The 16,906-nt window shown below is 59.2% G+C and carries 16 protein-coding genes and 4 pseudogenes; 7 read left to right on the top strand and 13 right to left on the bottom strand.

Translation table 11 applies throughout. The annotated features are described in order from the left end of the window. Nucleotides 1-2 precede the first annotated feature (2 nt). Genes AX756_RS06370 through AX756_RS06345 form a run of 6 tightly spaced genes read left to right on the top strand, consistent with a single transcriptional unit; the run spans nucleotide 3 to nucleotide 4,724 of the window. Nucleotides 3-383, top strand: coding sequence for a response regulator (locus tag AX756_RS06370; protein ID WP_068309628.1), 381 nt, complete (start codon nucleotides 3-5; stop codon nucleotides 381-383). Continuing rightward, on the top strand, nucleotides 380-2,578 hold the full coding sequence (locus AX756_RS06365) for a chemotaxis protein CheA (RefSeq protein ID WP_231700994.1): 2,199 nt from the start codon (nucleotides 380-382) through the stop codon (nucleotides 2,576-2,578). The genes AX756_RS06370 and AX756_RS06365 overlap by 4 nt, the downstream gene beginning before the upstream one ends. Before the next feature lie 5 nt (nucleotides 2,579-2,583). Further along, nucleotides 2,584-3,054 carry a chemotaxis protein CheW gene (locus AX756_RS06360; RefSeq protein ID WP_082738989.1) on the top strand — a complete coding sequence of 157 codons (471 nt, stop codon included), beginning with the start codon at nucleotides 2,584-2,586 and terminating at the stop codon, nucleotides 3,052-3,054. Continuing rightward, a complete protein-coding gene (locus tag AX756_RS06355) occupies nucleotides 3,051-3,947 on the top strand; it encodes a CheR family methyltransferase (RefSeq protein WP_082738976.1) in 897 nt (298 codons plus the stop codon). The genes AX756_RS06360 and AX756_RS06355 overlap by 4 nt, the downstream gene beginning before the upstream one ends. A 4-nt stretch (nucleotides 3,948-3,951) precedes the next feature. After that, a complete protein-coding gene (locus AX756_RS06350; protein WP_068309625.1) occupies nucleotides 3,952-4,338 on the top strand; it encodes a response regulator in 387 nt (128 codons plus the stop codon). Continuing rightward, nucleotides 4,338-4,724, top strand: a complete 387-nt coding sequence (locus AX756_RS06345) for a hypothetical protein (RefSeq protein WP_068309624.1) — start codon at nucleotides 4,338-4,340, stop codon at nucleotides 4,722-4,724. Before AX756_RS06350 ends, AX756_RS06345 begins: the two co-directional genes overlap by 1 nt. On the opposite strand, the pseudogene AX756_RS06340 reads toward AX756_RS06345, so the two are convergent. From AX756_RS06340 to AX756_RS26765, 3 pseudogenes are all read right to left on the bottom strand, one after another. After that, nucleotides 4,721-5,680: pseudogene (locus AX756_RS06340) on the bottom strand (IS481 family transposase). The gene AX756_RS06345 and the pseudogene AX756_RS06340 overlap by 4 nt on opposite strands. An 87-nt stretch (nucleotides 5,681-5,767) precedes the next feature. After that, nucleotides 5,768-5,896 (bottom strand): annotated as a pseudogene (locus AX756_RS26020) (IS5/IS1182 family transposase); the annotation flags it as partial. 72 nt (nucleotides 5,897-5,968) lie between these two features. Further along, nucleotides 5,969-6,067 (bottom strand): annotated as a pseudogene (locus tag AX756_RS26765) (integrase core domain-containing protein); the annotation flags it as partial. 116 nt (nucleotides 6,068-6,183) lie between these two features. Between AX756_RS26765 and AX756_RS06335 the strand changes: the two are divergent. After that, nucleotides 6,184-7,133: pseudogene (locus tag AX756_RS06335) on the top strand (IS5 family transposase). Between the two features lie 189 nt (nucleotides 7,134-7,322). On the opposite strand, the gene AX756_RS06330 reads toward AX756_RS06335, so the two are convergent. The 10 genes from AX756_RS06330 to soxX form a co-directional block, all read right to left on the bottom strand. Beyond that, the gene (locus AX756_RS06330; RefSeq protein WP_068309623.1) at nucleotides 7,323-7,748 is read right to left on the bottom strand and encodes a DUF302 domain-containing protein; all 426 of its coding nucleotides are present in this window, start codon (nucleotides 7,746-7,748) and stop codon (nucleotides 7,323-7,325) included. A gap of 81 nt (nucleotides 7,749-7,829) precedes the next feature. Next, nucleotides 7,830-9,098 (bottom strand): NAD(P)/FAD-dependent oxidoreductase, encoded by a 1,269-nt coding sequence (locus tag AX756_RS06325; RefSeq protein WP_068309622.1) that lies wholly within the window; start codon nucleotides 9,096-9,098, stop codon nucleotides 7,830-7,832. A gap of 54 nt (nucleotides 9,099-9,152) precedes the next feature. Beyond that, the gene (locus AX756_RS06320; RefSeq protein WP_068309621.1) at nucleotides 9,153-9,863 is read right to left on the bottom strand and encodes a c-type cytochrome; all 711 of its coding nucleotides are present in this window, start codon (nucleotides 9,861-9,863) and stop codon (nucleotides 9,153-9,155) included. Beyond that, the gene (locus AX756_RS06315; protein ID WP_068309839.1) at nucleotides 9,863-10,900 is read right to left on the bottom strand and encodes a c-type cytochrome; all 1,038 of its coding nucleotides are present in this window, start codon (nucleotides 10,898-10,900) and stop codon (nucleotides 9,863-9,865) included. Before AX756_RS06315 ends, AX756_RS06320 begins: the two co-directional genes overlap by 1 nt. Before the next feature lie 343 nt (nucleotides 10,901-11,243). Continuing rightward, nucleotides 11,244-12,515 (bottom strand): sulfite dehydrogenase, encoded by a 1,272-nt coding sequence (gene soxC, locus AX756_RS06310; RefSeq protein WP_068309620.1) that lies wholly within the window; start codon nucleotides 12,513-12,515, stop codon nucleotides 11,244-11,246. A gap of 61 nt (nucleotides 12,516-12,576) precedes the next feature. Then, nucleotides 12,577-14,280 (bottom strand): thiosulfohydrolase SoxB, encoded by a 1,704-nt coding sequence (gene soxB, locus AX756_RS06305; protein WP_068309619.1) that lies wholly within the window; start codon nucleotides 14,278-14,280, stop codon nucleotides 12,577-12,579. Between the two features lie 128 nt (nucleotides 14,281-14,408). After that, nucleotides 14,409-15,263, bottom strand: coding sequence for a sulfur oxidation c-type cytochrome SoxA (soxA, locus tag AX756_RS06300; RefSeq protein ID WP_068309838.1), 855 nt, complete (start codon nucleotides 15,261-15,263; stop codon nucleotides 14,409-14,411). A 77-nt stretch (nucleotides 15,264-15,340) separates the two neighbouring features. Further along, a complete protein-coding gene (soxZ, locus tag AX756_RS06295) occupies nucleotides 15,341-15,670 on the bottom strand; it encodes a thiosulfate oxidation carrier complex protein SoxZ (RefSeq protein ID WP_068309618.1) in 330 nt (109 codons plus the stop codon). A gap of 29 nt (nucleotides 15,671-15,699) precedes the next feature. Then, the gene (gene soxY / locus AX756_RS06290; protein WP_068309837.1) at nucleotides 15,700-16,116 is read right to left on the bottom strand and encodes a thiosulfate oxidation carrier protein SoxY; all 417 of its coding nucleotides are present in this window, start codon (nucleotides 16,114-16,116) and stop codon (nucleotides 15,700-15,702) included. A 48-nt stretch (nucleotides 16,117-16,164) separates the two neighbouring features. Beyond that, nucleotides 16,165-16,644, bottom strand: a complete 480-nt coding sequence (gene soxX, locus AX756_RS06285; protein ID WP_068309617.1) for a sulfur oxidation c-type cytochrome SoxX — start codon at nucleotides 16,642-16,644, stop codon at nucleotides 16,165-16,167. Between the last annotated feature and the right edge of the window lie 262 nt (nucleotides 16,645-16,906).

Genomic DNA, 16,906 nt, shown 5'->3' with positions numbered 1-16,906 from the left:
ACATGAGTTTGAGCATTCTGGCCGTAGATGACAGCCGCACGATCCGGGACATGCTGAAGCTCGCGTTGACGCAGGCCGGCTTCGAGCCGCAACTTGCCGAAGACGGCGTGCACGGGCTCGAGGTCCTCGACGGGCTGCAACCCGACGCGATAATTACCGACATCAACATGCCGCGCCTGGATGGTTTCGGCTTTATCGAGGCCGTGCGCGGGCAAGACGCCCATCGCGCAACACCGATCCTCGTTCTGACGACCGAAAGCGCTCCCGAACTCAAGGCAAGGGCCCGCGCCGCGGGCGCCACCGGCTGGATCGTCAAGCCATTCGACCCGGCGAAACTCGTGCGCGCACTGCACATGGTTGCCGGGCCGGGAGCGACAGCATGACCAGTCCGGACCCGATGGCCGAAATCCGCGCCTCCTTCTTCATTGAATGCGACGAACTGCTGGAAGCGCTTCAAGATGGGTTGACCCAGATCGATGAAGGTGCGGCCGATGACGAGACGGTCAATGTCTGCTTCAGGGCCGTTCACTCCATCAAAGGGGGCGCGGGAGCATTCGGGTTGGACGATCTGGTGCGTTTCGCCCACCGATACGAGACGGTTCTGGACGAAGTGCGCGGCGGGCGCCTTGCGCTGGATCACGACGCCGTTCTCCTGTTCATGCGCGCCGCCGACATCCTGTTCGATATCGTCCGGAACTGCCGCGACGACGTAGAGACCGATGCGACGGCCGTCGAGCCCACCTTGCGCGAGCTGGAGTCGCTCACCGGAGGCTCCGAGGGGGAGGAAGAAGAGGAAGTTGCCGATTTCCAACCGATGACCCTGTCGCTCGACCTCGGGCTTGGCGCGGTTGATACAGGCGATACGCGCTACGAGATCCGGTTTCGACCGGAACGGGAGCTGTTTGCTTCCGGAAATGAACCCCTCTTTATTCTTCGTGCCCTCGGCGAATTGGGGCACACCGAAACGGAATGCACGCTCGGCGCCATCCCCGACCTTTCCAAGCTGGAAGCCGAAGGGGCCTTGCTGAGTTGGAAGATAATTCTGGAGACCAATAGGGCTCGAAACGAGATCGAGGAAGTCTTCGAATTCGTCGAAGGCCTCTGCACCCTGGAGATCGAGGAATTGTCAGGTTTTTCACTTCCGCCGCTCCCTGATCTCCCCGAAATCTCAGAAGTTCCCGGTGACTCCGCTGAGAGCATCGAAAGCGAGGACGCCAATTCCGCTCCGCCCATATCACGCCTGAACCTGACTCTTCCGGGAGCACAGGAAACCCAAACACCAAAAACGGCACCGGTTTCTGAAACACCGGCCCCCGCCCATGCTTCGGCGAAAAGCCAGACCCAAAGAAGCTCTGGCTCGCCTTCTGCTCCGCCAGCAACGGTCCGCGTTGATCTGGAGCGTATCGAGCGCCTTGTGAACCTCGTGGGCGAACTGGTGATCAACCAGGCAATGCTGTCCCAAAGCGTCGCACAGGCAGGAATCCCTGCAAACTCACCTGTCGCCCAAGACCTCGAAGAATTCATGCAATTGACACGGGACATCCAGGACAGCGTGATGATGATCCGCGCCCAGCCGGTCAAGTCGCTGTTCCAACGCATGGCCCGCATCGTTCGAGAGTCCTCGGCCTCTCTGGGAAAACGCGTTCGCCTGGTAACCGACGGCGAAACGACTGAGGTCGACAAAACCGTCATCGAAAGACTGGCAGACCCTCTGACCCACATGATCCGCAACGCAGTCGATCACGGCCTTGAATCCGCAGAGTCTCGTATTGAAGCCGGAAAGTCGGAGGAAGGTTGCATAACGCTTTCTGCCGCTCATCGTTCGGGCCGCGTCGTCATCGAAGTGAGCGATGACGGTGGAGGGATCGACCGAGAAAAGGTTCGGGCCATCGCAGAAGAAAAAGGATTGGTTCAAGCCGGCCAGTCACTGTCCGAAAGCGACACCGACGCCTTGCTGTTCCTACCAGGCTTTTCCACCGCAAAAACAGTTTCCAACCTGTCAGGACGTGGCGTGGGCATGGATGTCGTCAGAAAATCCATTCAGGATCTCGGGGGACAAGTCCATATCACTTCAACACCAGGAAAAGGTACCTCCTTTTCCATTTCCTTGCCACTCACGCTTGCCGTACTCGACGGAATGGTTGTCGAAGCCGCTGGAGAGACACTCGTCGTACCTCTTGGCTCGATCGTCGAAACACTGACGGCACGACACGAAAACATGCGCGCCCTAGGCGCCGACAGTCAGGTTCTGCAGGTGCGGCAAAGCTTTGTTCCCTTGTTGGATCTCGGCGTCGAACTTGGATTCCGCGAGCCACGGTCCGACTATCACGGAAGTGTCGTTCTACTGATCACACTGGAAGACGGCACGCGTTCAGCATTGATCGTCGATCGAATCCACGAGCAACGACAGGTCGTAATCAAAGGCCTTCAGGAGAGTTACGGCTACGTACCGGGAATCGCGGCTGCAACTATCCTGGGGGATGGACAAGTTGCCCTCATTCTGGACCCGGTCGACCTGTTGTCGAGTGCAAATGGAAAAACGAGGTACCGCTCTGCGGACCTGCAAATAGCAGGATGAAAGATATGAACGAACAAACTGCCCTTCAAAACGAAGCCACCGATCGTGAATTGCTTTCATTTCGGGTCGGCGAGCAGGAATACTCGGTCGATATCATGTCAGTCCGAGAAATACGCGGATGGACCCGACCAACACCGATTCCCCATTCAGCCGACTACGTGCGTGGTGTTATCAACTTGCGGGGAACGGTTCTCCCGATAGTGGACCTTGCGCGACGCTTGGACTTGTCTGTCGAAGAAGCGTGCGAAAGAAATGTGATAATCGTTTCGAAAATTCGCCACCAAACGGTAGGTTTGCTCGTTGACGCAGTGTCCGACATTTTAGCCATTCCAGATTCCGAAATGCAGCCGCCTCCTGAAATGACCGAAGAAAAGGACCGCGGATTCGTCAAAGCACTGACAATAGTAGACGGCCGAATGCTGCGTGTCTTGGACCTTGAGACCGTCCTTCCGGAACAATCGGTAGAAGCAGTATGAACGTATCTGAGGCGATGAGCCTCCCTCCTTCAACGACATTGACAAGAGAAGATCTAAAGCAATTCTCTGTTCTTTCAGGAATTGCCAAGTCGGATGCCGGCCTTGTCATTCCAGTTGAAAAAGCACCGATGCTTTTCGCTCGCCTTAACAAAAGACTCAGAGCTCTCGGCATCACGTCAAGATCCGAGTATTGTAGACTTGTTTCATCACCCAACGGAAAATCAGAACGAAAAGAACTAATCAGCACATTGACGACTAATGTAACCAGTTTCTTCCGTGAGAACCATCACTTTGAGACCCTTATCCGGGAGCTCGAGACTAATTTAGCCCCAAAAGTCAGATCGGGTGAGGGGCTGCGTTTCTGGTCTGCAGGATGTTCAACCGGCCCAGAGGCGTACTCCATTGCCATGGTTGTACTTGAGAAAATTCCCGACGCCTCGAATCTCGATATCCGCATACTCGCGACTGACATTGACTCAAATGTCCTGAATACCGCCAGAGAAGGCATTTTCGATGACTCACAAACCGACTTGATCTCACCCAATCGTAGAAATCGATTCTTCAGTAAGAACCACGATGACTCCACCAATTCTACAACTTTTCAAGTCAACAAAGAACTACGGAATCTTGTAACGTTCAGAAACCTGAACCTTCTTGACGAATGGCCCATGAGGCGTGGCTTTGATGCGATCTTCTGCCGAAATGTCGTAATATATTTCGACAAGATCACTCAACACGATTTGTGGCCACGCTTCGAAAACTCCTGCCTTCCTGGCGGACTTTTGTTTCTTGGCCATTCCGAGCGCCTCGACGAGTTGTATACAGGTGACTTCCACGCCTGCGGCACAACAACGTATCGACGCGCAATGACAAACTGCCGCAGAAAGGACTAGTGCCGTGGCCCTTCGAGATCTTTTGCATGTTTTTGTGGTAGATGACATGTCCACAAGCAGAGGCTTGATCCTACAAGCTCTCGATGCTTTCGGGATCCGCAACGTGAGGCACGCAGCGGATGCCAACTCGGCATTGAAAGCACTGGAGACACAACCCGCGCACCTTGTTATCTCTGACTTCAATATGCCGGGAATGGATGGACTCCAACTTCTCCAAACTCTCCGTCAACATCCGCAATTGAAAGGGACCGGTTTTATTCTGATTACGGGAAAGGCTGAGAAGTCTCTAATCGAGGCGGGGCAACGTTTGGGAATGAACAACTTTATAAAAAAACCATTCTCTCCAACGGATCTTCAAAAATGCATCGAGTCAGTTGTTGGACGTCTGTAATGTCGGGCACTCAGGATTGGGCAAAGGGTTCACATAACGACAACTGGACACGAGTTTTTTTAGAACGCTTAGCCGACGAGATAAAAAAATGCGAAGTTGCATTGAGCGGATTCCAGAATGATCTGTCGCTCATTTTGAAGTCCGCTCATATTTCGCCGAGTCAGGTTCGACGTTTACAAACTCTAGACTACACCACCCAAACACTGGACGACTTGGCGCAAGCGGCGCGTATCATCGCGTGCGAATCGCAAGCGGGAAAATCCGCCACGTTTCAGATTTTGAACAGCCAGTTGCGGCTGGGCGGAGTTAAATACAGACTCTTCAGGGAAGAGGTATCCGAAAGAACCGATGACAGTGCTATCGAGGGAGATGTTAACCTATTCTAGGTGTTCAGTCCCGGTATCTGGTGGATCGGATTTAGGATGAATCGCTCTGGCTCTGACGTCCAGATTTTGCATTTGTATTCATATGGCGTCAGGCCGCTGAGTTTCTTGAGGCGCCGAGCGAAATTGTATGCATCGAGAAAATCGAACAGATGGATGCGAAGCTGGTCGTGACTTTCGTGGTGATACCTTTTGACAGTGGCCTCTTTGATCGTCCGTTTCATGCGTTCAACCTGACCGTTGGTCCAAGGATGGTTCGGTTTGGTCAGTCGGTGCTCGATCCCGTTGGCTTCACAGATCATGTCAAAACGCATTGGTCGTGAGACGATTACATTCCTGTTTCGCGGTTGCTCAGCGAACTGGACGCCATTGTCCGTCAGGATTGTGTGAATCTGGTACGGCACAGCCTCGAGAAGCAAGTCCAAGAACTCCCAGGCCGTCTTTCGATTGGCCTTCTCCACCAGTTGCGCCATCGCAAACTTGCTGGTTCGGTCAATGGCGACAAAGAGATGGAGCTTACCTTCTTCTGTCCTCACCTCGGCAATGTAGAGGTGAAAGAGACCGATTGGGTAGCGCTTGAATTTCTGCCGTTTCGGCTTGTCGCCATCCATGTCCGGCAGGCGGGAGATACCGTGGCGCTGCAGACATCGATGCAAAGAAGAGCGCGTCAGGTGCGGGATCGACGGCTGCATTGCGTACAGACAATCGTCCAGCGGCAGCAGCGTGTGCCGCCTGAACGCAACGATCATCGCTTCCTCTTCTTCGCTCAAAACGGTTAAGCGCGGTTCTGTCGGGCCGGTCTTCCGATCCTCGACAGTCTGTCGTTTTCGTCACTTCGCGACTGTCTTGGGATTGATACCCAGCTCGCGGCTCAACTCCGCGATCGAAGCTTGCGATCGCTGTATTGCTGCTCGGACGGCGTGCGTGGTCGTGGCGCTGCCATGACGAACCTTTCCTATAAGGCGTCCTTCCATTCCATCGAATGGATCGCACCATCAAACCATATGATCAAACACCTAGGGTCAGGACGCGTTCCAGCCTTATATCTAAAACATGACAGTTTCTGCGAGCGTGAGGGCTAAGAAGAGGACTTTCGGGCAGCGGTCATATCTTATCGCGACAGGCCGCCAACCCTTTAGCCTGCCGAACATGGTTTCGATCCGATTACGCCTTTTTATCAGCGCTAGTGTCCAGCCCCATTTCTGTGGGCCACTTCTTAGTAAAGGTTCAGGCACTGGAGGACGCATTCCGAGCGCCTGATGCGGGCGGGTATGATTGCACTGCTTGAGCCAGTAATTGATTACGATCCGGGCCTCCTTGGTTGTTTTGAACCATTCGGCATTCAGGACTTTGAACCGCGCCGGGGACCTTGTTGCACAAAGTCGTGAGAGGGATTCACTGAGTGAATCCTGTCGGTTAGATCAAGCGCATGTAGAAGCCTGCACCACCCCGCTACCGCACGATGAACTGGTCAGACTATAACGCGTCGTTGCGCCGCCGAGGCTCGTTGTCGGTCTGGTTCGATCCGAACATGGTCTGGCATGCGGAGAAGACTTGCAAGCGCGGACGGCAAGAAATCTTCTCTGATGCTGCAATCCAAACTTGCCTGACGCTGAAGGTTCTGTTCGGCCTGCCTCTTCGGCAGAGTGAGCCAGTGAAGGCACCACTGGTTCGAGCCCACTGGCGAACCGGGCTGGTCGAGAGCCTGATCCGGATGGCGGTGCTCGACTGGCCGGTACCGGACCATTCGACGCTTTGCCGCCGACAGGCGCGGATCGCGGTGCAAGTCCAGTATCGTGCATCGGGGCAGCCCCTGAACCTGCTTGTCGATAGCACCAGCATCAAGTTTCGCGGCGATGGCGAATGGCTGGCCCGCAAGCATGGAGCATCGCGGCGCAGGCAATGGCGAAAGGTCCACATCGCAATGGACGCGGACACCGTCGATGTGCGCGCGGTCGAGTTCACCTCGAGCCGCCAGGGCGACAGCCCGTTGCTTCCGGAGTTGCTCGCGCAGATCCCGCCGGAGGAAAAGATCGGCACGATCATCGCCCCTTGCGGTGATTGCGATGCAATCACCTGTCGGGCGGCGGACGGCGCCGATGACACGCGGCGATGCCATCGCGCGATCAACGAGCGCGGAGCCGATGCGGTCATACCGATCCGTCGCAACGACCGGGCCCGGAAAGAGGACTGCACTGCCGCCATTGCACGAAACGAGATCCTGCGGGCCACGCGCCATCTGGGCCGGGCGCTCTGGAAACGATGGCAGGCTACCACGTCCGAAGTCGGGTCGCGGCAAGAATGAACTGTCTGAAACTCTTCCGCGAACGGATCATGTCACGAGATCCCGACCGCCAGACCGCCGAAATCCAGATCCGCATTTCCATCATGATCCGCTTCTCGGCCCTTTGAAGGGCCGAAATCGAATCTGTCACCTGAATTCGAGGGAGAAAGGGCGAACTCACCGTTCAGCCCACCTTGTGCAACATCGCCTAAGCGAATGCAATTTCAGAGCAGTCGATCCTTCCTGGTCAAAAGGCTGCGACCGCCGGGAAGCACCGCCGGCCTGGGTTTGGGGCCGGCGGCGTCAGAAGGAAACGGTTACTCGCCAGCGGCCTCGGCGACGATTCCGGAAAGGAGTTCCTCGACCTGCTGCATCGGGCCATCGGGATAGCTGCGATGCCCGACCTCGACCTTGCCGTCCTTCTCGATGACATAGACCGTGTAGGGGCAATGCACGATGTTCATCGGGTCCGCTTCCATGACCTCGCGCGAGACCTTGGCGGAGCAGAAAAGGAAGATATCCGCGGCCTCGAAGATTTTCACATCGCTGCCGACATCTGCGGCGGTACGGGCGAGCATTTCGCCGGTATGGCTGACATAGTCGATGACGAGCCCCTGCCCGACAATCGCGCTTTCGACCGCAAAGGTCGCGTCATCAAAGCTTCCATCGAACTCGGTCAGGACCATGTCCTGCGCGAAAGCCGGCGACGAAACCAGCACTGCGGCGGCGAGAAGTTTTTTCATCTGTCATTCCCCTGAATTTACGTGTTCCCCTGGATTGCACGAGGGCGACTCCTTCGCCCCCGGCGGTTTTATCCTGCCGGATCAGCCGAACATGTCGGTGGTGATGCCAGAATACCAACCGACAGACTCCTCGAAGGTCGCCTTGCGCAGATCGGCATCCTCACCCGTCTGGGAGATGAACCCGTCCACCTTGGCGATCTTCTCCTCGGTCGCCTCGTAGGTCGCGCCGACCTTCACGCCGTTATCGGTCGAGATCAGCGACCAGCAGGTATTGGTGAACTTGGCCGGGAAGACCTTGGAGCCGGTCAGCGCTCCACGGATCGCCATCGCGGCCACCTTGGCCTGGCTGTTGGCGGCAAAGCCCGATTTCGGCATATCGCCCTGATCGGTGGCATCGCCGAGCACATGGACGTTCTCGTCGATCCGGCTTTGCATCGTTGCCGGAACAACCGGGGCCCAATTGCCCTCGGTGACGCCGGCCATCTCGCAGACCCGCCCCGCCTTCTGCGCCGGGATGACATTGCAGACATCGACCTTGTTCACCTCGCCGTCGATATCGACCGTCATGTCATGCGGGTTCACGCTGACATTGCCACCGCCAAAATCGGGACCGAGCCGGTCGATCATGCCGGCATAGTGGGCCTGCCAGCCCTCCTCGAACAGCGCCTGCTTGGAGAATTTCTCCTTCGGATCCGCGATGAGGATCTTGGCAGTCGGGTTCACCTCGCTGAGCTTGTGGGCGATCATCGAGATGCGCTCGTAGGGTCCCGGCGGGCAGCGGAACGGGTTGGGCGGCGCGATCATGCAGAACAGCCCGCCCTCGGGCATGGCTTCGATCTGGCGCTTGAGCAGTTCCGTTTGCGAGCCGCCCTTGTAGGCATGCGGCATGGCGTTCTGGGCGGTCACATCCCATCCCGGCACGGCGCCGTCGACGAAATCGATGCCCGGCGCCAGCACCAGGCGGTCATAGGACAGGACCGATCCGCCGGAGAGCGTCACCGTCTTCGTGTCGCGATCGATGCCGATGGCGAATTCGTGGATGACATTGATGCCGTAATCGGAGGCCAGCGTGCCGTAGCTGTGGCCGATGGAGGCCAGATCCCGGAAGCCGGCTATATAGAGGTTGGAGAAGAAGCAGGTGTAGTATTTGCGGCTGGGCTCAACCAGCGTGACCTCGATGCCGCCCTTGCTGTCCTTGGCCAGATAACGTGCAACCGTCGCGCCCCCGGCCCCGCCGCCGATCACGACGACCCTGGGTTTGCCGTGGCTTTCCCCCCAGACCGTTGGCGCTGCAAGCGCTGCCGTCATGGCTGCGGAACTGCCGATGAAATGCCGTCTGTTCAGTTTCATGAATTGTCCTCCCTTTATGTGACCGGCTCCCCAACCGGTTGCCCCAAAACGGGGCTATTCTCCGAGCGCCCTGAAATAGGTGGCCAGAGATGCGATCTCGTCATTCGACAGCCGTCCGGCCATCATCTGCATTACGGGATGTTCGCGCACCTTGTCCTTGTAGGCATGCATGGCGATGACGAAGTCCTCCTCGGGCCAGCCTGTGACCGAGGGGATGCCTTCCATCTCGCCATCTGCGCGGTGGCAGGTCAGGCATTCGCTGGAAAGGTATTCGCCATATTCCGGGTCGCCGACGATGGCGAGAATGGCAGGATCGACGCTGTGATCGGTCCCTGTCGCTGTCGGCGCGGCTTCCGGGATATCCTGCGGATTGTCGGAATTTTCCCGCAGCCAGGCCAGCACGTCGGCGCGTTCCTGTGGGTCCGTGATGCCCTTGAAGGTCATCTTGGTGCCCTTCAGGAAGCCACGCGGATCGGTGATATACGCATCGAGTTGATCGAGATCCCAGACACGTCCCTGCTCGCCAGCGGCCAGCATCGCCTTGGAATAGCGAAACCCCTCGGCCGCGCCGAAGGGTCTGCCGAAGATGAAATTGAGATTGGGGCCAACCTTGTTGGAGGCGTTGGGCCCGATGCGGTGACAGGTCCGGCACTGTTTCCAGTATTCGGCGCCGCGTTCCACATCACCGAATTCGCTCGCCCCGGCCGAAAAGGTCGGGGCAAGCAGCGTCACGGCCAGCGCCGCGATAATCCGCGGCGCCTCCATTACGGATGGGCCTTGAGATAGGCGGTGATCGCCGCGACATCGTCGGCCTTCTTGAGACCGGCAAAGGACATCTTGTTCCCCTTGATGTACTTCTTGGGGGCTTCGAGGTATCCCGCCAGCGTCTCGTCATTCCAGACAAGCCCGCCCTCGCCCGCTTCGATCATGGCCTTGGAATACTTGAACCCTTCGCCGGTGCCGGCCGCGCGCCCGACAATACCGTTGAGGATCGGACCGACCTTGTTCTTGGCATCCTCGCCCACCTGGTGACAGGCCTTGCACTTCTTGAAGACCTTTTCGCCATCAGCAACCAGCGCCGGATCGATGGCAGCGGTCTCTTCGGTGGCTGCGGCTTCCTCGGCCGGAGCCTCGGCAGCAGGCGCGGTTTCCGCAGCTGCCATCTCGGTTTCCGCCGGGGCCTCGTCGGAGGCGGCGTCTTCGTCGCCACCGTGATCCGGGGTCACATCGAGAACCGCGGCGCGCATCGTGATCTCTACGCTTTCCTTGCAGTTTTCCATGCAGGGTTCCGCACTGAACAGACCCAGTTCGGTCTCGGCCCGGTCGTCGATGATGAAGCCATCGGCATTGGGCATCTCGACATCGAGGAAGGTATCCTTCGACAGGACGAAATCTTCATCCACGAGGTCGTTCGAGTAGAGGATATAGGCCACGATGGCATAGACATCGTCATCCGACATGGTCTGCGCGGCGCCAAAGGGCATGGAGCGGCGGACATAGTCGAAAGCGGTCGAAAGATACGGCCAGTAGGAGCCGACCGTCTTGAGCGGATCCTCGCGGTCGAGCGTGTCCATGCCGCCGGCCAGCTTCGGCCAGTTGTCGACGCCTTCGGCAAAGTCGCCATGGCAGACGGCGCAATTATCGGCAAAGACCTCCTCGCCGGTCCAGACATCGCCCTCACCATTGGGAAGGCCGGTGCCATCGGGCAGGATGTCGTGATTCCAGGCGGCAACCTCTTCAGGCAGGGCCGGACGGCCGAGGCCGAGCTTTCCCATGGGCGCTGCGGTATCGTCGCCGGCCATGACGTCGGTATCGCCCTGCCCTTCGAGAGTATCCGTGGAGCCATCGACAACGGCCACCGCAGCAGCCGCCGCGGGCGCCGCCGCTTCCGGAGCGGCTTCGGCAACCTCTTCTGCGGCCGGTGCGGCCTCGGCTTCAGCCACCTCGACGGGAGCGGCTTCCGCTGCCGGTTCCACATCCTCGGCCACCTGTTCGACAGGCGCGTCATGGGTGGCGGCGGCATGTTGTACGGCAGCCATCCCAGCCTCGTGCGCGGCCATTGCGGCCTTGTTCGCAGCGCGTTCGGAGAGACCGACCGAGAGCGCAATGACCGAAACGCCGACCACGCTCACCAGCGCAAGTTGATTAGGAAATTTCGACATTTTCGGCCTCCCCGTTCGCCTTGACCCACCAGGTCTGGATGCCGTTGTTGTGATAGATCGAGTTCAGGCCACGCACGTCGCGCAGCTGGTTCTTGGTCGGCTGGACATAGCCGGTCTCGTCGCGGGCGCGGCTCTGCAGGAACATCTCCTCGCCGTTCCACTCGATATCGAGATAGAAGCGGGTCAGCGCCTTGGACTGGCCGGGCGCTGCCAGACGCGCCTTGGTCCATGTCTTGCCACCATCGATGGTCACATCCACGCCGGTGATCGCGCCACGGCCCGACCAGGCCAGGCCGGTAATGACCAGCGGGCCCGGGCCGTGCTTGATCGGCGCTTGCGGGCTGGGCGAGGTGACGACGGATTTCGCATCCATCTCCCAGGTCCATTTGCGCGAAACGCCATTTTCCAGCGTATCGGTATATTTGGAGGTCTCTTCGCGGCTCTCCACGGCAACTTCCGTTACCTCGATGCGGCGCAGCCACTTGACCCACATGTTGCCTTCCCAACCGGGAACGACAAGGCGGGCCGGGTAGCCATGCTCCATGCGCAGCGCTTCGCCATTGGCCTTGAAGGCCACGAGGCAGTCATCGAGCGCCTTTTCGAGCGGGATCGAACGTCCGTTGGAGGAGGCATCCGCGCCCTCGACATAGACCCACTTGCCCTCGGGCTTCACACCGGCCTCGTTCAGAAGCGTGCGCAAGCTCACGCCGGAATATTCCATGTTGTGGATCATGCCGTGGGTGAACTGGGCGCCATTGAGCTGGGCGCCAGCCCATTCCATGCCGGTATTGGCCGCGCATTCGCAGAAACAGATGCGGTTTTCGCGCGGGAAACGCTCCAGGTCCTCGTAGGTGAAAACCAGCTCCTGATCGACAAGGCCGTTGATCATCAGCCGGTAGTCTTCCTTGCGCAGCTCGATGGCGCCGGAATGGTGGCGCTCGAAAGCGCAGCCCTGCGGCGTGATCGTGCCGTCAAGCGCATGGATCGGCGTGAAGTTGATCGAGGAGATCGTGTCGGCGGTCAGCCATTCCACGTTGCGGCGCACAACGTCGCTCTCGAACTGGATCGGCAGGCCGTAGGGGGTGGCATCCACGCCCGCGCCGGTGCTCGAAGCCCAGTCCTGCATTTCGGTGATAAGCGGGTCGGGTCCGCTGGCCTTGGCGGCGGCGGCAGCCACGGCACCGGCCCCGGCAGCCGCGGCCCCGGTCAGGAACTGGCGACGCGAGGCGCCATTGCCCTTTTGCTTGGTGGTCATCGGGGATGTCCCTCCTTGTTGTGGAAACGCCGCCCCTCGCGGGGCGGCACATGTCGGATTATCAGGCGCCAACCACCTTCACGGAGGTGTTGGGTTTTGAACTCACGGTGCCGAGCTTGCCGATATGGCTCTCGACAACGTTCCAGATCTCGGGGCCTTCGGTGCCCTCGTTCACGCTCGCCCAGCCGGCAACCATGTAGGTCTTGGCCGGGTCGATCGCCTCTCCGGTCTTGAGCAGCGTCATGTTGGAGATGCGCGAGCCCTGCGGCTTGGTGATGTCGATCTCGTAGCCCATGCCGCCGATACGCACCATGTCGCCGCCCTGCTGGTAATAGGGATCGGTGTTGAACAGGTTGTCGGCCACGTCCTCGAGGATGACATGGATGAATTCACCCGTCATTTCCGTGCGATAGGCGTTGGGATATGTCATGGAGGTGACGTTCCAGATATCCTCGCGGGTAATCTCCTGGCCCGGCATCAGCGACGGTCCCCAGCGGACGCCCGGCGACATGGCAATGTCGGCCTCGCGCTCGGAAAGCAGCGCGTCACAGATCAGGTCATCCCAGGAGCCGTTGAAGTTCCCGCGGCGGAAAAGGACCGAGTCCATGTCGAGCTGGCCGATCACTTCGGAAAGCTGGTCGAGATAGGGCGCGCGCTGCTCGTCGATGAGCGCGGTCATTTCCTTGTCCGGCTCGATCACGTCGGCGAAGATCGGGATCAGCTTGTGCTTGAAGCCCATCATCTTACCGTCGCGCACGTCGAGGTCGATGCGGGAGACGAACTTGCCGTTGGAACCCGAGGCGATGATGATCGTCTCGCCCACCAGAACCGGTTCCGGCACGGCGTCATGGGTGTGGCCGCTGAGGATGACGTCGATGCCTTGCACGCGGGAGGCCATCTTCTTGTCCACGTCGAAACCGTTATGCGACAGCACGACGATCAGCTCGGCACCCTCGCCGCGCGCCTCGTCCACCATCTCCTGCATACGTTCGTCGCGGATACCGAAGGAGTATTCCGGGAACATCCAGCCGGGGTTGGCGATGGGCATATAGGGGAAGGCCTGGCCGATGACAGCGACCTTGGTGCCGCCCCGCTCGAACACCTTGTAGCTCTCGAAGTTTTCCGAGGGCTCTTCCCATTCCTTGTCGAAGATGTTCTGGCCGAGCGCGGCAAAGGGCAGATCCTCGAGGATCTCGTGCACGCGGTCGGAGCCGAGCGTGAACTCCCAGTGGAAGGTCATCGCGTCGGGCGCGAGCTTGTTCATCACGTTGACCATGTCCTGGCCTTGCGTGTGATAACAGGTGTAGGAGCCGTGCCAGGTGTCGCCGCCATCGAGCAGCAGCGCGTCGGGGCGCGCGGCGCGGATGGAGTTGACCACGGTGGCCACGCGATCCAGCCCGCCAACCTTGCCGTATTCCTTCCCGAGGGCGGCAAAGTCATTGTAGGTCAGGGCGTAAGCGGAGGGCGAGCCATCCTCGATGCCGTACATCTTGCGGAAATCGGCGCCGGTGACATGCGGGATCTGGCCGCGGGCATCGCCCACGCCAAGGTTGATCTCAGGCTCGCGGAAATAGATCGGCTTGAGCTGCGCGTGAATATCGGTGACATGAATCAGCGTCACATTGCCGAAAGTGTCGAATTCCAGCAGCTGGTCCTGCGTCAGCGCCTGCTGCGCGGCCAGCCGGGCCCAGTTGCCAAATCCGGAGCCGCCGACGATGGCCGATGCGGCCATGGAGACCTGGAGGAAGTCACGGCGCGAAATCATGCGATTCTTGTCCTCGATAGAGCGCGGCCTGCCGTGTCAATGCGACAAACATGCGCGTTTTTGAATATAATTAACCGGAAAAAACCCGCAGCGAGCTCCCCCGCTGCGGGCCATTCCGATCGACTTGGTTAGTTCCGGACGGACGGTCCTTCGACGGACAGGCCGTTGCCGCGCGAGGCGACGTAAAGTTCAAGCGCCACGAATTCCGGGCTGCCCGGCGCATAGGTCTCGGCGCGGGTGTCGCGCACGCAACCCTTGAAGCGGGCATGAACCGAGTTCAGCTTGGCGTTCTTCAAGCGATAGGCCGGGAAGCCGTTGGTCTGGCCCTGGCTCAGGTGGTCGGCCCGGATCATGTTGCCGTAATTGTCTTCGTGACAATTGGCACAGGACAACTCCAACTGACCCGTGCGGGTGTAGTAGAGCTCTTTGCCCTGCTCCCAGGTGGCCGCAGCCGGACCATCAGTGGCCACATTCATCGGCATTCCGCGGGAAACGGACGAGATGAGCGCCACCATGTTGGTGATGTCATCGCCATCGTATTTCCAGGCATCCGCGCCCATGCGCTCGGTGCGGCAGCCATTGATCGCCGTTTCCAGTGTCCAGACGGCTTCCGCGTTGTCGTTCCACTTCGGATAGACCGCGCGAACGCCCTTCATGCTGTCCTCGGCGCTCTCATGGCAATCGGCGCAGGACTTGCCCTCGGAACCTTCGGCGGTTTCCCAGGCTTCCATGGCCGACTCGACAGCGAGCATCCCCGGGTTGTCGAAGTCGTCGCGCTGCATGTCGCGGGTGTCATTTTCCCGGAACAGCCAGCCAGACATCACCTCGTCGATATTTTCCATATGCGCGGGTGCCGCCGTCTTGGTGACGATCTCTGTCTCATCGTTGATGATCAGCTCGTCTTCGACCGGGTCGGCGTTCGCGCTACCTGCCGCGGCCACGGCAAGGGTCAGGCTGAGCGCCGTCATTGCCTTGAATTTCATGGTCATGTCCTCCCAGTGGGTCATCCCGCCCCGGTCTTTGCTTGCCGGGGCGGGTTTCCTGCAGTTGCCCAAAGGGCTTAGCCGATCGCGATTGCCTTGCTGTCCTCGTAGACGGACCCGTCATCGTCGTACCAGGTGAACTTGAACTCACCTTCCTCCGGCACGAGCGCGTCGAATTCCACATACGGGTTGGTCGAGATCGCCGGCTCCATCGTCATGTCGATGACGGACTTGCCGTTGAACTCGCAAGTGAATCGATTGATGATCGAGCGCGGGATCAGCTCACCGTCCTTGCCCTTGCGCTGACCCGATTCCATGTTGTGCGAAATCAGGGTCTTGATCGTGATCGTATCGCCAGCGGCGGCCTTTTTCGGCACCTTGACGCGGGGTTTGACACCATCTGCCATTGCTTTGTTCTCCTAATCTCTTGCCAGGATCAGCCGCCGCAGCCGCCGATGGTGACCTTCACGGTCGAGGAAGTCTTGACGAAGCTGCCATCGGCCATCTTCGCAATCGCGACGACGTCCTGCGTGCCTGCCAGGCGAATACGGGTCGAAGCGGCCTGGCTGCCTGCCAGTTCGCCGAAGTTGAAGGTGGCGACGCCCGGGGTCGGGTTGCCGGAGGCCAGAACCATGATCGCGGCGGCGCCAGGGGCGTCCACACCGATCGGAACCGTGTTGCCGTTCTCTGCGATCTCGGGGGCGGTCAGCGTGAGGCCACCCTCGCCCATTTCAGCACCACCGGTGAAGGCAGCGATTGCATCGTCGACGGCGGCGTTCACGCGGAAGGGCATGAAGCCCATCGCGGCGGCGCCAAGGCCAAGGGCCAGCGTCTCGCGTCGTGAGAAATTCATCTCTTTCTCCTTGGTTGCCAGCCCCATTCCTGGAGCCGATTTCGTTGATTACTCTTTCAGCGTCACGAGAAACGCGACGAGGTCTTCGATCTGCTGCGCCGTCAGAAGCGGCTCGATCTTGTCCAGCGCGATGCCCTTGCCGGTGTAGGCGTCACCCGGACGGGTAAAGCCTTCGACCTTGTAGAAGGACGGCATGATGGTGCCGTCATAGGTCATCTTGGCATTGGCAACGATGCCGCGGATTTCGCCCTCGGACCAACGGTCCGCGACGCCGTCCAGCGACGGGCCCACATTTCCGGGGAACGGCACGTCCGCCAGCGCCGTCACCTCGTGGCACGAGACGCAATTGCCGATGGACTTGGAGCCGAACACGTTCGCGCCCTCTTCGGCGTTGCCGGGCATCCCCGACAGGGACGCGGCAACCGCTCCCGCTTCGTCATAAGCAACGTCGCCAGGGGCGACGGTCTCGGCGATGGCAGGGGCTGCCAGAATAGTAGCGGCAATAGCCGCAGAAATAGCGCGTTTCATAGTACCTCCCGTAGCGACGCTCTCGCGATGGCTGCGATTATCCTCCGTTCGCTCGGGACACCGTAGCGCACCGAAATCCCCCGAGGCAACAACAAATTCAACTATCTGAATTACCTTCTACAATAAGAATGATTTCAAACTGAGCCCGAAAACATGATCGAAAGTTGCGCCTCCCGGAAAATATCTTGCTGAACCACGAAGTTATGCTGCGTTTCACGGCGCAAAGACTGTTCGAACTGTATTCTCCCATTGCGGGGAGACG

This window comes from Aliiruegeria sabulilitoris (assembly GCF_001558155.1).
Classification (GTDB): Bacteria; Pseudomonadota; Alphaproteobacteria; order Rhodobacterales; family Rhodobacteraceae; genus Tropicimonas; species Tropicimonas sabulilitoris.
Note: the sequence above shows the minus strand (reverse complement) of the source record. Positions and strands in the feature narration are given on the sequence as shown.